The sequence below is a fragment of the Limnoglobus sp. genome (assembly GCF_059499385.1).
The window spans coordinates 11192-24644 of record NZ_JCABYM010000117.1; the positions used below are offsets into that span (position 1 = coordinate 11192).

15 protein-coding genes and 1 other RNA gene are annotated in these 13453 nt (G+C 66.9%); 14 read left to right on the forward strand and 2 right to left on the reverse strand.

Annotated elements, in window-relative coordinates; all coding sequences use genetic code 11:
- Positions 1-266: 266 nt before the first annotated feature.
- On the forward strand, positions 267-734 hold the full coding sequence (locus tag AC5JJ2_RS21405) for a hypothetical protein (protein WP_495860069.1): 468 nt from the start codon (positions 267-269) through the stop codon (positions 732-734).
- A gap of 139 nt (positions 735-873) precedes the next feature.
- Positions 874-2721 carry a TIGR03960 family B12-binding radical SAM protein gene (locus AC5JJ2_RS21410; protein ID WP_495860070.1) on the forward strand — a complete coding sequence of 616 codons (1848 nt, stop codon included), beginning with the start codon at positions 874-876 and terminating at the stop codon, positions 2719-2721.
- A gap of 95 nt (positions 2722-2816) precedes the next feature.
- Here the strand turns inward: AC5JJ2_RS21410 and AC5JJ2_RS21415 are convergent, their stop codons facing one another.
- Positions 2817-4061: a TIGR02996 domain-containing protein gene (locus tag AC5JJ2_RS21415; protein WP_495860071.1), complete on the reverse strand. Its 1245-nt coding sequence runs from the start codon at positions 4059-4061 to the stop codon at positions 2817-2819.
- A gap of 68 nt (positions 4062-4129) precedes the next feature.
- On the opposite strand from AC5JJ2_RS21415, the gene rnpB reads away from it, so the two are divergent.
- The 7 genes from rnpB (at position 4130) to xerD (ending at position 7744) form a co-directional block, all read left to right on the forward strand.
- An RNA gene (gene rnpB / locus AC5JJ2_RS21420) (RNase P RNA component class A) lies at positions 4130-4685 on the forward strand.
- Between the two features lie 41 nt (positions 4686-4726).
- Entirely contained in the window at positions 4727-5089 is a 363-nt protein-coding gene (locus tag AC5JJ2_RS21425) for a hypothetical protein (RefSeq protein WP_495860072.1), read from the forward strand.
- A gap of 86 nt (positions 5090-5175) precedes the next feature.
- Positions 5176-5517: a DUF6321 domain-containing protein gene (locus tag AC5JJ2_RS21430; protein WP_495860073.1), complete on the forward strand. Its 342-nt coding sequence runs from the start codon at positions 5176-5178 to the stop codon at positions 5515-5517.
- A gap of 14 nt (positions 5518-5531) precedes the next feature.
- Entirely contained in the window at positions 5532-5669 is a 138-nt protein-coding gene (locus AC5JJ2_RS21435) for a hypothetical protein (protein WP_495860074.1), read from the forward strand.
- 172 nt (positions 5670-5841) lie between these two features.
- Positions 5842-6156, forward strand: coding sequence for an ATP-dependent Clp protease adaptor ClpS (locus AC5JJ2_RS21440; protein ID WP_495860075.1), 315 nt, complete (start codon positions 5842-5844; stop codon positions 6154-6156).
- Positions 6157-6236: 80 nt separating this feature from the next.
- Complete coding sequence (gene rdgB, locus AC5JJ2_RS21445) at positions 6237-6845, forward strand: RdgB/HAM1 family non-canonical purine NTP pyrophosphatase (protein WP_495860076.1); 609 nt, start codon at positions 6237-6239, stop codon at positions 6843-6845.
- Positions 6842-7744, forward strand: coding sequence for a site-specific tyrosine recombinase XerD (gene xerD / locus AC5JJ2_RS21450; protein ID WP_495860077.1), 903 nt, complete (start codon positions 6842-6844; stop codon positions 7742-7744). Before rdgB ends, xerD begins: the two co-directional genes overlap by 4 nt.
- A 55-nt stretch (positions 7745-7799) precedes the next feature.
- Here xerD and AC5JJ2_RS21455 read toward each other — a convergent pair whose 3' ends face one another.
- A complete protein-coding gene (locus AC5JJ2_RS21455; protein ID WP_495860078.1) occupies positions 7800-8894 on the reverse strand; it encodes an alpha/beta hydrolase family protein in 1095 nt (364 codons plus the stop codon).
- Between the two features lie 314 nt (positions 8895-9208).
- Here AC5JJ2_RS21455 and AC5JJ2_RS21460 point away from each other — a divergent pair, with 314 nt between their 5' ends.
- The 5 genes from AC5JJ2_RS21460 (at position 9209) to scpB (ending at position 13402) form a co-directional block, all read left to right on the forward strand.
- On the forward strand, positions 9209-10534 hold the full coding sequence (locus AC5JJ2_RS21460) for an MFS transporter (protein WP_495860079.1): 1326 nt from the start codon (positions 9209-9211) through the stop codon (positions 10532-10534).
- Between the two features lie 149 nt (positions 10535-10683).
- On the forward strand, positions 10684-11748 hold the full coding sequence (locus tag AC5JJ2_RS21465) for a glycosyltransferase family 9 protein (RefSeq protein WP_495860080.1): 1065 nt from the start codon (positions 10684-10686) through the stop codon (positions 11746-11748).
- Positions 11718-12326 (forward strand): Maf family protein, encoded by a 609-nt coding sequence (locus AC5JJ2_RS21470; protein WP_495860081.1) that lies wholly within the window; start codon positions 11718-11720, stop codon positions 12324-12326. The genes AC5JJ2_RS21465 and AC5JJ2_RS21470 overlap by 31 nt, the downstream gene beginning before the upstream one ends.
- Before the next feature lie 12 nt (positions 12327-12338).
- Positions 12339-12731, forward strand: coding sequence for a DUF420 domain-containing protein (locus tag AC5JJ2_RS21475; RefSeq protein WP_495860082.1), 393 nt, complete (start codon positions 12339-12341; stop codon positions 12729-12731).
- A gap of 11 nt (positions 12732-12742) precedes the next feature.
- The gene (gene scpB / locus AC5JJ2_RS21480) at positions 12743-13402 is read left to right on the forward strand and encodes an SMC-Scp complex subunit ScpB (RefSeq protein ID WP_495860083.1); all 660 of its coding nucleotides are present in this window, start codon (positions 12743-12745) and stop codon (positions 13400-13402) included.
- Positions 13403-13453 lie beyond the last annotated feature (51 nt).

A 13453-nucleotide genomic window follows, 5' to 3' on the forward strand; every position in this document is an offset into this window, starting at 1 on the left:
CCTTTTTGGGTGGGGGGCGCAACCCCCGCCTTGGCCCCGCCGCCCCGGGGCGCTTACGCCGGGGGTAATCCCCCCCCCCCCGGGGGGCAACCGCCGCTCGGCTCGCCGTGTTTCATCGTCGGTGGTTTCTCCACTTTCCGCAAAATGGAACTTGCACGGCGTCACGGCCGTCAATTATGATGTAGGTTGAAATTGTCTTCCCGTCGGTCCCCTGACCGGGCGGGCGATCCGTTTTCTCCCCCGACGGCTCGTAGAATATGGTCACTATGAATCAGGGTGTCGTCGCCGACCAGGGTTCGTCACGGATGTACGCCAGCGGTCCGCCGGAACACGTGCCGAAACAGAGCATCCACGCCCACTGCCAGGACGAGGAAGCGAAGTTCAAGTGGATCGAGAGCGAGAAGGTCGGGTACGACCTCGGCGAGTCGGCGATCCAGAACTGGGTCCGCGACCACTGGACCGGCTACCTGCGGGCGAAGTGGCTCGAACACCTGCAGGGCAAGTGCTTTTGGATCGAACTCGACCGCGGCGACTTCGGCCTCCTCGAACGGCAATTCCAGGACCAGCACGAGCTGCTCACCCCGATCCTCGAACGCCTGAAGTGCGGCCACGAGAACCTGCACATCATCTGCTGGGCGAAAACGACCGGCCAACCGATCGACCCGGTCATCAGCATCCTCGAAGCGCTCGACATCAACAGCCGCCGGCTGGTCCACCGGTTCGACCGGATGTGACCATTCGCGGGAACTCACGCACGCCCCGCCGACACCGGCGGGGCGTTCTCGTTTAATATCAGGGATATATAGCCGCCGGCTTGCCGGCGGGGTTTCGGGTAACCCGCCGGCAAGCCGGCGGCTAAATAGGGTCCGACCAATGCTGAACGCCGCGCTCAAGGACGAAGTCGTCCGCCACCTGCCGCGGGTGAAGACGCCCGCGCAGTACGCCGGCGGGGAGGTCAACAGCGTCCCGAAGGACCACCGGCACGTCCGCGGGAAGCTCTGCCTGGCGTTCCCGGACGCATACACGATCGGCATGAGCCACCACGGGTTGCAGGTGCTCTACACGATCATGAACAACGACCCGCGGTGGGCGTGCGAGCGGGCGTTCGCCCCGTGGCTCGACTTCGAGGGGCTGCTGCGAGGTCGCAAGCTGCCGCTGTACGGGCTGGAGACGTTCACCCCGCTGCACGAGTTCGACGTGATCGGGTTCAGCCTCCAGTACGAGGTGTGCTACTCGAACCTGCTGAACATGCTCGACCTCGGCGGCGTCCCGATGTGGTCGAACGAGCGGCTGGTGTCCGACCCGCTGATCGTCGCCGGCGGGCCGGGGGCGCAGAACCCGGAGCTGCTCGCCCCGTTCGTGGACCTGTTCGTCATCGGCGACGGCGAGCAGTCGCTCCCGTTCCTCATGAGCAAGTGGATCGACCTGAAGGAGAAGGCCCTCCGCGACGGCGACAACACGCACCGCCGGCGGCTGGAGATGCTCGCGGAACTCGTCGGCAGCACGACGTGGGCCTACGCCCCGGCGTTCTACGAATTCGACTACCACGCCGACGGCACGATCGCGTCGGTGAACCGCACGCGGTCGGACGTGCCGACGGAGATCAACCCCTGCACCATCGACTGCGACTTCGACGCGATCCCGCTGCCGACGAAGCCGGTGGTGAGCTTCGTGCAGACGCCGCACGACCGGATCGCCATCGAGATCATGCGGGGCTGCCCGCACCAGTGCCGGTTCTGCCAGAGCACCACGATCAAACGTCCCCTCCGCATGCGGTCGGTGGAAACCATCGTGCAGGCGGCGCTCGACAGCTACCGGAACACCGGCACGAACGAGATCAGCCTGCTGTCGCTCAGCAGCAGCGACTACCCGCACTTCGAGGAGCTGGTCAAGCGGATGCACGAGGTGTTCCTGCCGCTCGGCGTGAACGTCTCGCTGCCGAGCCTTCGCATCAACCACCAACTGCGGACGCTGCCGAACCTGATCCAGGGCGTGCGGAAGGCCGGGCTGACGCTCGCGCCGGAGGTGGCCCGCGACGACATGCGGGAGCAGATCCGCAAGCGGATCAAGAACGAGGACCTGTACGTCGGCTGCCGGGAGGCGTTCAAGAACGGGTGGCAGAAGGTGAAGCTCTACTTCCTCTGCGGGCTGCCCGGCGAGCGGCCGGCGGACCTGGACGGCATCGTCGAGATGGCCGAGACGATCGCGCAAATCAGCAAGGAAGTCACCGGCCGGTACAAGGACGTGACGGCGAGCGTGTCGAACTTCGTGCCGAAGCCGCACACGCCGTACCAGTGGAACGGGATGCAGTCCCGCGAGTACTTCCGCTGGGCCGGCGACTACCTGCACCGGCAGAAGCGGATGAAGACGGTGAAGGTGAAGCAGCACGACATCGAGACGAGCCTGCTGGAAGGAATTCTGACCCGCGGCGACCGCCGCGTCTCGCCGGCCCTCTACGAGGCGTGGAAGCGGGGGGCGCGGATGGACGGGTGGAAGGAGTGCTTCAACCCGGAGTTGTGGTGGGGCGCGTTCCGCGACCTGGGGATCGACGTGGGGTTCTACAGCCACCGTCAGCGGCCGATGGGCGAGCGGCTGCCGTGGGACCACGTCAACGTGAAGAAGGGCCGGGCGTACCTGGAGAAGGAGCAGGAGCGGAGCGTGATCCAGCTCCGTGTGATGGCCGACGCCGTCGGCCAGGAACCGAAGGGCTGCGGGGGATGAGTCTTACATTTTGCATTTTTCATTTCGACTTTTGCATTGGTTCAGTCATGTCCGGACCAATGCAAAAGTCGAAATGAAAAATGCAAAATGAAACGTCACACGACCACCCGCTCGCCCAGCACGTTTCGCACGGCGTCCGCGTCCTTCGCCGACAGCGGGTTCCCGGTCAGCAGCAGCTTCTTCACCGGCCCGTCCCGCAGGTAGCGCGCGAGCGATACGGCCCCCTTGCCGTCGATGCGGTTGCCGCGGAGGTCGAGGTACTCCAGCGTCTCGACGAGCGGCGACTGCCCGAGCCGCACGGCCCCGTCGCCGGTCAGGAAGTTCCGGCCCGCGGTGAGCGTCCGCAACTCCGGCGTGCGGCGGCCGCGGACGAAGTCCCGCCAGCCGGGGTCGCCGAACCGGTTGCGGTCGAGGGCGAGCGCGCGCAGCCGAATCCACACGTCCCCGCGGGCGAACGTCGCGAGGCCGCGGTCGCCCATCGTGCAGCCGGTGAGGTCGAGCCGCTTCAGTGTGGGGCGGAACGTCACGCCGTTTAGCTTGGACAGGGTTAACGCAATCTCATCCCGGTCGGGGCGGTGGGCCGCCGGGTACACCGAGAGGTCACGGATTGCGTCGTCCAACGGGAAGCTCGCGAGGTTCGAGAGGAATGCATCGCCGAACGGAAGCCGCAGGCCGTGCAAGCGCTTTACCATCGGCGACGTGCACAAGTATGGGACGGCCGCCCACGTCGCATGGCCGAAGCTCAACCGCCGGAGCGAGGCCCAATTCGGAACGTCAAAGAGTGTTTTCGCCTCCGTCGCGGTCAACCCGCCGTCCAGCGTAAGGGACTGAACCTGTTTCAGTTCGGCCACGGCCCAGTTGGGAGAAGAAACCGGCGTACTGAATTGCAAACTAAGCCGCGAGATCGGATGTTCCCGAAGAAGCCGGCCGAGCGATTGTCCGTCGCCGAGACTGCGAGCGTTGACCCAGGGTTGCTCGAGAAAGCCGCGTTCAAACCGGGCAGTCATCAGGCCGAAGGGCGGATGACTGCTTCCGAACAGAACATGCAGGCCGTGGCCCCGCGTTTTGCCCGGCTTCCACTCCGCCGGCTGCCCGAAGGCGTCGCACAGGTCCTGTATCCACGCCGGCAGGTTCGCCCGCAGCGTGTCGGCGGTGCGGCGGAAGAGTTGGCGGTACTCGTCCGTGCCCGGCCGCAGCGTCGCCAGCCGGACCTGATCGCGGATGAACCCGGCGCGGGCGGCGTCGCCGTGTTCTTCCAGCCAGTCGGCGAACGCCAGCCGCGGGGTGTCGTCGGCCGGGGCCGCGGCGATGGCGGCGAGGAACGAGTCGCGGTCGGTCATACGCTCATGGTAGCAAAGCCGAACCTTTCCGCCGCCCGTCGCGTCCGATACAGTGGAGGTTCGATTGGTCGGTCGGCCGGACGATCGCCGGCCGCCAGTTGGCAGTTGGTAGTTGGTAGTTGACAGAGAGAACCGAATGCCGGCTTTTCTGTCAACTACCAACTACCAACTGCCAACTGGCGGCGGGAGGAAAGTCCGGGCTTCCCAGGGCACGGTGGTGGGTAACGCCCACCCCCGGCAACGGCTTCCGCGTCCCGGCGCGGGCCGCCAACGGGCGGGACAGTGCAACAGAAAGCAAACCGCCGGCGTAGTTGATAGTTGGCAGTTGATAGTTGGTAGTCGGCGGACTTTGACTACCAACTATCAACTGCCAACTATCAACTACCCGGTAAGGGTGAAACGGTGCGGGGCGAAAGCCCTTAATGTAAGAGCGCACCAGCGGCGGGGTGACCCGTCGGCTCGGCAAACCCCACCGGAAGCAAGGCCAAGCAGGGGGCAGGATCGGCCCGATCCGCTACGACCCTCGGGTAGGCCGCTCGACCCCACGAGTAATCGTGGGGCTAGATAAATGATCGTCGCCGCCGCGAGGCGGGACAAAACCCGGCTTACAGGCCGACCGACCAATCGAGTCCGGGTTCACGGCTGGCCACATCGAGGGCCGTTTCTTGGATGTTGAAACCTTTCTCCAGAAGTTCCAGATTCGCACCCGCCTCGGTAACGAGTTGGAGAAGGCCCACGCAGTCATCCAGTTTGTGGACGGGACGAACATACAAGAAGTCATGAACGCAGTACCCACGGACCTCGCCCGTGTAATCCGCAGGGAAGTTCGTGGCAGACCCCGCACCGATACGGAGTGGCAAGCATACAGAACCATTCGACTCGCCAGCTTTTGTTTTCTTCGGGAATTGACAGAAGAGGAACACCGAGCGATCCACGGCCCGTTCGAGCCTACTCCTGAAGAACTCGAACGTCTCAAATACGAAACCGCGCTGCTCCGCGCGTACTTCGATAAGCGGGGGAGCACGTAGCGCACTGATTCTCACCCCGACCTCCGCTTTCCCCGGCACATCGTTTGCGACCTCGTTCCTCGTCCATCTCCGACGAGGAGCCACCGATGCCGACGACTCGCAAGAAGCCCCTGAAGGACCCGAACGGCGGCCTCACGGCCGCCGGGCGGAAGCACTTCAAGGAGACCGAAGGCGCGAACCTCAAGCCCGGCGTCAAGGGCGCGGCCGACACGCCGGAGAAGATGCGGCGGAAGGGGTCGTTCCTTCGGCGGCACTACGCCAACCTCCGCGGGCCGCTCGTGGACGAGGACGGCCAGCCGACGCGACTCTCGCTGCAGGCCCGTGCGTGGGGCGAACCCGCGCCGAAGACCGCGGCCGCGGCGAAGAAGCTCGCCGACAAGGGAACCCGCCTGCTCGAACGGTACGCCAAGAGCAAGAAGAAATCCTAACGCAGGAGGCCACCATGCCGACCACAACGAAGAAAAAGCCGAAGAAGAAAGCGGCCGCGAAGAAGCAAACCCGGTGTTGGGAAGGCTACGAACCGGTTCCGGGGAAGAAGCCGTTCGCGAAGGGGAGCTGTAAGCCCAAGTCGAAGGACTGATGCCAGCCGTTATAACCGGACCGTCGCCGAAATCCGAACGGCCAGTTGGCGAAGGGAACCTTTGACCGACCGGTCGCGCGTACAGTAGGGTAGAGGGGATTTCTCAGTCCCGGCCGAGTCGCGACCCGCGGCCGGCCCCGACAGGAAGTCGCCACCACTAGCGAGGGCCGCCATGTCCACTCGCCCCCCGTTCCGACGCCCGAACCGGCTCGCCCGGTTCTTCGGCCGCCGCCCCACCTCTCCCGGCGGCCGGCCGATCACGCGGTACAAAGTCATCCTCCATCGGGCCACCGATAAAGACCTGCCGTTCGTCGCCCGGACGCTCCGGGACGTGACCCACTTCGCGGACGCCGAGGCGACGTTCCGCATGTGGGACGCGTACCAGAACGGCCGGACGCTCGTACTCGTCACCCACCTCGAACGCGCCGAGTTGTACGTCGAACAGTTCGGGGCACGCGGGTTGGCCGCGAGCGTCGAGCCGGCGTAGCCGGATTTCCCGCGGTCGGGGGAAACTTCGCACGGGCCACCGCCGATAGAATCGGGGTGCGCCTGCTCGGAGTTTTGGTCATGCCGCGGTTGGTCCTCGGAAGTCGCAACAAGAAGAAGCTCCGCGAGCTGATCGAGCTGCTGTCCGACCTCGTCGAGGTGACCGACCTCACGCCGTTCGCGAACGCCCCGGCCGACATCGACGAGACGGGGACCACGTTTGAAGAGAACGCCCGCATCAAGGCGACGGCACTCGCCCCGCTGCTGAACGAGTGGGTGCTCGGCGAGGACAGCGGCCTCGTCGTGCCGGCGCTCGGCGGCCAGCCGGGCGTCTACTCAGCGCGGTGGGCCGGGCAGCACGGCGACGACGCCGCGAACAACGCGAAACTGCTCTCCGAGATGGCGAGCTTCACCGGCGAGAAGCGGGCCGCGTACTACGTCAGCACGGCCGCCCTCGCCGACCCGACGGGGAACGTGGTGGCCGTCGTCGAAGGCCGCTGCTGGGGCGTGATCGACACGCAGCCGCGGGGCGACGGCGGGTTCGGGTACGACCCGCTGTTCGTGATCCCGGAGTACCACGCGAGCTTCGGCGAACTGTCCGCGACGGTGAAGCATGCGTTGAGTCACCGCGGCCGGGCGGTGGGGAAGCTCCGGCCGGTCATCCGCAAACACCTCCTCGGTTCGCCATGAGTTTGAACGCCCTCGTCTCCGACGTGCTCGCCTTCCGCCAGTACCTGCGGGCCGAGCGGGGCATGGCCGAGAACACCGTCCTCGCCTACGGCCACGACCTCGACCGGTACTCGACGTGGGCCGCCCTCGTCCGGCTCGCGGACTACTCGAACCCGTCGCTCTCGGACCTCACGCGATACCTGGGCTTCCTCCACGACGAGCAGCTCGCCGCCCCGAGCATCGCCCGGCACCTGGTCGCACTGAAGATGTTCTACCGCTTCCTCCGGCTGGAGGAGCGGGCCAACCCGTCGGCCGTGGAACTGCTCGGCTCGCCGAAGCTGTGGGAGCGCGTCCCGCAGGTGCTGTCGCCGGAGAGCGTGGACGAGTTGCTGAAGGCCCCGCAACTCGGCGACCGGTTCTACCTCCGCGACCGGGCCATGCTGGAGACGCTGTACGCGACCGGCTGCCGGGCGTCGGAGGTCGTCGGCCTGCGGCTGAACGACCTGTACCTGGACGCCGCGTTCTGCAAGTGCTTCGGCAAGGGGAGCAAGCAGCGGGTCGTGCCGCTCGGGAAGCCGGCGATCGCCGCGCTGCGGGCGTACCTCGGCGAGGGCCGCACGAGCTTGCCGGGAAGCGACGGGGCGGAGTTCGTGTTCGTCAGCCGGTCCGGGAAGGCGCTGACGCGGGTGGACCTGTGGATGCTGGTGAAGAAGTATTGCAAGCGGGCCGGGCTGCCGGTGACGGTCAGCCCGCACACGCTGCGGCACAGCTTCGCGACGCACCTGCTCGCCGGCGGCGCGGACCTGCGGACGGTGCAGGAACTATTGGGACACGCCTCGATCCAGACGACGCAGCACTACACGCACGTGGACCGCAAGCGGCTGAAGGAGTTGCACAAGAAGTTCCACCCGCGGGGGTGAAAAAAAGAAAGCCCGCGGACGAACGTCCGCGGGCTTCGGGTTCCCGTTCGACCACTCAATTCCCGAACGACGCCAGGTTGATCCGCAGCGGCTCGGTGTACTCGCGGGTGATGCGGACCTTCTTCCGCCGCAGCTCCTCCATCTTGTCCAGGAACTCGAGGATGAGCTTCTCCGTGCCGAGTTGGTCGTCCTTGCCGAGCAGGCTCACGCCGGTCAGGTTCGTCCCCTTCCGGTCGCGGATGTACGTCGAGTCGAGCTTCTCCAGCCGCCCCCGCCCGCCGGCCACCATGACCTGGTCGTTGAAGTATTTCGACGCGCTCTTCCCGGCCTCGTCCTTCTCCCCGTGGACGAACAGCATCGGCGTCTCCTTCCGCATGTCCCCGTTCGGGTCCCGGCCGTGGCGGGCCACCCAGTTCTCGACGGCGCTGGACCCGAACCCGGCCATCCGCTTCGGCGACAGCCAGACGGCCCCGCCGTAGTCCCGGCCGGCCGGCGACCCGCCGGCCGCGATGCTCAGGTTCGCGCTGACGAAGAACTTCTGTTGGTTGAACGCCAACGTCGGCTTCTTCTGCTCGCGGTGCCACTCGGTCGCCAGGAACAGCATGCCCAGCGTGGTTGCGTCGCCGGCCCCGATCAGGTAGACGGAACTGGTGTTCACCTGCCCGTCGTCGTTCAGCTTGTCCAGGTGGTTGCGGGCGGCCGCGATGTCGTACACCAGTTGCGGGTAGTAGTCCCGCTTCTTTTCAAAGTCCTTCACGTCGATCGTGTCCTTAGCGGGCGTCCTGTTCGCCCCCGGCAACTTCTGATTCAACGGCTCCCGCCAGAACTTCTCCGGGATCAGGTCCTTACTCTTGCCGTGCCCGCGGAAGTCGAACCGGAGGGTGTGGTAGCCGTTCTTCGCGAGCGTCTTCGCCAGCCCCTCCCAGTCCCCCTTCGTCGGGTCGGTGAACGGCTCGTGCAGGATGATGACGCACGACCCGTTCTTGGAGTTCTGGGCCTTGTACAGGATGCCGCGGAGCTTCACCCCGTCGGCGGTCTCGATCAGCTCGTCGCTCGGCTCGTTCTGCGGCCGGGCTTCCGGGGCGGTCTGAACGAAGAACGCCCCGGCGAGTGCGGTGAAGGCGAGCGGAAGGAAGAGGCGGCGGCGCATGTGCGAGTCTCCCGAACGGGGAGGGTGGTGGAAGGCGTGGGGATGCAATGAGATAACGCTACTGGATCATAAGCCGTTGGCGCGGCGAAGACAAGCGACCGTTACCGCGGCGGGCGAGCGGGCTGGCAACCTGTGCCGGTCATAGTAGTAGGCACACTCCGTGTGCCGTCTGCTGTCGGCCGCGGCGACCCGTGCATTGTCCCGGCGGCGCTTGGCAGACGGCACACGGAGTGTGCCTACTACTCTGGCGAACCCCGCGCGCCGTGCCTATGTTACGGAAGCGCCTCCATCCCCCGCGAGCGACCCGACCGCCGATGACACCCGCCGACGCTCCCCGCCCGCCCCGGAAGGCGATGTTCATCGCCGCCCTCGTCGTCGCCATCGACCTGCTCGGGTTCGGCATCGTCCTGCCGCTCCTGCCGCGGCTCGCCAGTGAGTACCTGACGGACGAACACCTCGCGCCAATCACGGACCAAACCAAGGCCGCCCGCGGCGCGATCATCGGGATTCTCTTCGCAGTCTTCTCGCTGATGCAGTTCGTGTTCTCGCCGGTGTGGGGCCGCGTGTCGGACCGGATCGGCCGCCGCCCCGTGCTGCTCGTCGGCCTCGTCGGGTCGGTCGTCTTCTACGGGCTGTTCGCCTACGCATCTTCGCTGCCGGCCGCCGACTGGCAACTCGCCATCGGCCTGATGCTGTTGTCCCGGATCGGGGCCGGCATCGCCGGCGCGAGCGTCGGCACGGCCGCGGCCGTCATCGCCGACTGCACGACGCCGGACAAGCGGGCGAAGGGCATGGCCCTCATCGGCGCGGCGTTCGGCATCGGGTTCACGTTCGGCCCGCTCATCGCCTACCTCGGCCTGACGATCTTCGAGAACCAGAAGTGGGGCGTCGGCGTCATCGCGTCGGGGCTGTCCCTGGTCGCGACGTTGATGGCCGTCGCGCTGCTGCCGGAAACGCGGACGCCGGGGAAGACGAACGAGCCGCGGCAGTTCTTCAGCATGGGTCGGACGCTGGAGGTCGTGATGATGCCGACGGTCGGGCCGCTCGTGCTGATCTACTTCCTGGCGATCTTCGGGTTCGCGAACTTCGAGGCGACGCTCGCCCTGCTGACGACGACGGCGTTCGGGTACGACGACAAGCAGAACTTCCTCGTCTTCGCGGCGGTCGGGTTCGTGCTGATGGTCGCGCAGGGCGGCCTCTACCGCCCGCTCGTCGGGCGGTGGAAGGAAGCCCGGATGATGACCGTCGGCCTCGGCATGATGTTCCTCGGCCTCGGCACGCTCGGCGTCGTCGCGTGGGCCACGTCGATGCTGACGAAGACGAACGCGCAGGGCCTCGTGCCGCTGTTCTACTTCGCGCTGGCCGTGTCCGTCACCGGGTTCGCGTTCGTGAACCCGTCCGTCTCCGCGCTCGTGTCGAAGCGGGCCGACCCGAACCGCCAAGGCGAAATCCTCGGCGTGAACCAGTCGGCCGCGTCGCTCGGCCGCATCCTGGGGCCGTTCATCGGCGTGTTCGTGTTCGAGTTGCACCCGTCCCGGACGCTGCCGTATGTTGTGGCCGTGGTCGCGCTCGTCGGCGTGCTGGCGCTGCTGCCGACCGTGATTAAGAATGAAGAGAAGACTGCAGTTGAGAAAGCCTAGACTTCCGAAGTCCGGCTTCGACTTCGGAAGTCGATCCGGCACAGGGGCGTTCCTCACCCCCGTTGGCGCTGGCTTCGTTCGACTTCCGAAGTCGAAGCCGGACTTCGGAAGTCGGGGCCAACGTCCCCCGCGGTGAAAAAGGATTTGCAATGCCGCGACGGATCGCGATCCTGAAGCCGAGCGCCCTCGGCGACATTGTCCACGCCCTGCCGGTATTGACCGCGCTCCGTGAACGGTTCCCGGCGGCGCACCTCACGTGGGTCGTCAACCGCGGGTTCGAGCCGATGCTGATCGGCCACCCGCACCTCGACGCGACGCTCCCGTTCGACCGCGCCGCGTTCCGCAACCTCGGGTCCGCCCTACCGTACTCATTCGGCCTCCTGAACCGCCTGCGGCGCGAGCGATTCGATCTCGTTGTCGATCTGCAAGGGCTGCTGCGGACGGGGCTGATGTGCGCCGCCACCGGGTCGCCGCGGCGGGTCGGGTTCGCGAACGCGCGGGAAGGGGCCACGCGGTTCTACACGCATCTCGTCGAAGTGCCGGACGCGGACCGGATTCACGCCGTGGACCGGTACTGGCGGGTGGCGGAGAGCCTCGGCTGCCGAACCGCGAAGCGGTTCGTCGTCCCACTTCGAGAGGATGAAGTCGAAGCTGTGAATCGCGAACTCGTGCCATTCCCGCGGCCGTGGCTGGCGGTCGCGGCCGGGGCGAAGTGGGTGACGAAGCGGTGGCCGCCCGCCCACTTCGCGACGCTCCTGACGAAGGCGCAGCGCGCCTTCGGCGGCACGGCCCTGCTCGTCGGCTCCGCGGACGACACCGCGTTGTCCGCGGCGATTGCGAACCAGCTCCCCGGCCCGGTCCGCGACTTCACGGGGAAGACGAGCCTGCCGAAGCTGGCCGCGCTGCTGAACGCGGCGGACGTGATGGTCGCGAATGACACCGGCCCGCTGCACCTGGCCGCGGCGCTGGGCCGGCCGTGCGTCGCCCCGTACACTTGCACGCAGGTGCGGCTCCACGGCCCGTACCGAGTACCGAGTACCGAGTACCGAGTACCGAGTACCGGCGTCGAAACGGCCGTCGCGTGTGCGGGCAGCTACCTGAAGCAATGCCCGAATGACACGATCTGTTTCGCCGACCTGACGCCGGAGAAGGTGTGGCCGCCGCTGGCCGAGGTGCTCTCGACATGGCAACGCCGGACGTTCCGTTCCGCCTAGTCCTCGCCAGTGGGTCGCTCGGCCGCCGCGAGCTGCTGAAGTTCCACGGCTACGCCTTCGACGTGCTGCCCGCGAACATCGACGAGCCGACGGAGGCCCGCCTCGGCGACGTGCGGCACTACGTCGGCGAACTCGCGTGGCTCAAGGCCGCGGCCGTCGCGCCCCGCGTTGAGGACGGCGTCGTGATCGCGGCCGACACCGTCGGCTGGCTCGACGGCAAGGTCGTCGGCAAGCCGGAGGACGAGGCCGACGCCCGCCGCATCCTGAACTGGCTCTCCGGCCGCGTCCACGAACTCTGGACCGGCGTGTGCCTGTGGCTGCGGCCCGGCGACTTCCAGATCGTCTGGCAGGAGCGGAGCCTCGTCGAGATGAAGCCGCTGTCCGCCGCCGAGATCGACGGATACCTGAAGACGCGGAAGTGGGAAGGCTGCTCCGGGGCGTATGCCATCCAGATGCCGACCGACCCGTACCTCAAGGTGATCGACGGCAGCGCCAGCAACGTCATCGGGCTGCCGATGGAGTCGCTGGCGAAGGCACTGGCGTGGGCCGAGACGATGCGCCCCGCGGCGGCGAACTAATAATACTGAATCATGCTCACCGGCCCGACCATCATCTTCACGCTGAAGCTCCTCGTCGCCGCGGTGACGGTGCTGTTCGTGTCCTCGCTGCTCGCGCTGTCCACGAAGCGGTACAAGCTGCACGGGCGGATCAACATCGTCTTCTTCGCGCTGACGATCGTGACCGTCCTCGGGTTCGAGTTGCTGCTCCGCCTCGGCACGGACGTGACCTCGCAGTTCTCGGAGGAGGCGAAGCAGGCCCTGCGGGTCCACTTGATGTTCTCCGTGCCGTCCGCGCTGTTGCTACCGCTGATGCTTTTCACCGGCGTGAAGCGGCGGCGCGAGTTGCACGTCCCGCTCGGGTTGTTGTTCGCCGTGCTGTGGACCGGCACGTTCGTCACCGGGTTCTTCCTGCCGCACGAGTGAGGGCGACCGTCATGGCCGACACGCCGACCGCCCAGCCGTGGGCCCTCGACGGCGACCTCGATTCGCTCGTCGTCACGGACGCGCCGCCCGAACCGCCCGCGGCGAAGCCGGACCGAGTACCGAGTCCCGAGTCCCGAGTCCCGAGTACCCACAGCCCGCCGCCGGCGGAGAAGATCGCGGAGGCGATGCTGTTCGCCGGCGGGTCGCCGCTGACGGCCGAGAAGTTCGCCGCCGTCGTCCGCGTGCCGGCCGAGTTGCTGCACCAGGTCGTCGCGGAGTTGAACAAGAAGTACCGCAACCAGAACCGCCCCTATGCCGTGCAGCCGCGCGACGGCGGGTACGTGCTGGCCGTGAAGCCGAGCTACCGCGGGATGCGGGAGAAGCTGTTCGGGGGCCCCCGCGAGGCCCGGCTGACGCAACAAGCGCTGGACGTGCTGTCCGTGATCGCGTACCGTCAGCCCATCGACAAGGAGGAGATCGACGCCATCCGCGGCCTCGACTCCGGGTCGGTGGTGCGGCAGCTCGCCCGTCTCGGCCTGGTGGCCGTCGTGCTGCGGGGCGACGCCGACCACGCGGACGTGCGGTACGGCACGACGAACCGGTTCCTGGAAATCTTCGGCCTCGGCTCGCTCGACGACCTCCCCCGGCTCGGCGACGCGCAACAACTCTAGAGGCTGTTTCACAACTGGTCTTGCACTAACTCCCGCCCTTGCGGCATGATG

What these genes read in the sequence shown, in the direction of transcription:
- xerD (WP_495860077.1), top strand. Translation starts at nt 6,842, where the DNA reads ATGAGTTTGAACGCCCTCGTCTCCGACGTGCTCGCCTTCCGCCAGTAC.
- AC5JJ2_RS21405 (WP_495860069.1), top strand. Translation starts at nt 267, where the DNA reads ATGAATCAGGGTGTCGTCGCCGACCAGGGTTCGTCACGGATGTACGCC.
- scpB (WP_495860083.1), top strand. Translation starts at nt 12,743, where the DNA reads ATGGCCGACACGCCGACCGCCCAGCCGTGGGCCCTCGACGGCGACCTC.
- AC5JJ2_RS21430 (WP_495860073.1), top strand. Translation starts at nt 5,176, where the DNA reads ATGCCGACGACTCGCAAGAAGCCCCTGAAGGACCCGAACGGCGGCCTC.
- AC5JJ2_RS21455 (WP_495860078.1), bottom strand. Translation starts at nt 8,894, where the DNA reads ATGCGCCGCCGCCTCTTCCTTCCGCTCGCCTTCACCGCACTCGCCGGG.
- AC5JJ2_RS21475 (WP_495860082.1), top strand. Translation starts at nt 12,339, where the DNA reads ATGCTCACCGGCCCGACCATCATCTTCACGCTGAAGCTCCTCGTCGCC.
- rdgB (WP_495860076.1), top strand. Translation starts at nt 6,237, where the DNA reads ATGCCGCGGTTGGTCCTCGGAAGTCGCAACAAGAAGAAGCTCCGCGAG.
- AC5JJ2_RS21440 (WP_495860075.1), top strand. Translation starts at nt 5,842, where the DNA reads ATGTCCACTCGCCCCCCGTTCCGACGCCCGAACCGGCTCGCCCGGTTC.
- AC5JJ2_RS21435 (WP_495860074.1), top strand. Translation starts at nt 5,532, where the DNA reads ATGCCGACCACAACGAAGAAAAAGCCGAAGAAGAAAGCGGCCGCGAAG.
- AC5JJ2_RS21415 (WP_495860071.1), bottom strand. Translation starts at nt 4,061, where the DNA reads ATGACCGACCGCGACTCGTTCCTCGCCGCCATCGCCGCGGCCCCGGCC.
- AC5JJ2_RS21465 (WP_495860080.1), top strand. Translation starts at nt 10,684, where the DNA reads ATGCCGCGACGGATCGCGATCCTGAAGCCGAGCGCCCTCGGCGACATT.
- AC5JJ2_RS21410 (WP_495860070.1), top strand. Translation starts at nt 874, where the DNA reads ATGCTGAACGCCGCGCTCAAGGACGAAGTCGTCCGCCACCTGCCGCGG.
- AC5JJ2_RS21470 (WP_495860081.1), top strand. Translation starts at nt 11,718, where the DNA reads ATGGCAACGCCGGACGTTCCGTTCCGCCTAGTCCTCGCCAGTGGGTCG.
- AC5JJ2_RS21460 (WP_495860079.1), top strand. Translation starts at nt 9,209, where the DNA reads ATGACACCCGCCGACGCTCCCCGCCCGCCCCGGAAGGCGATGTTCATC.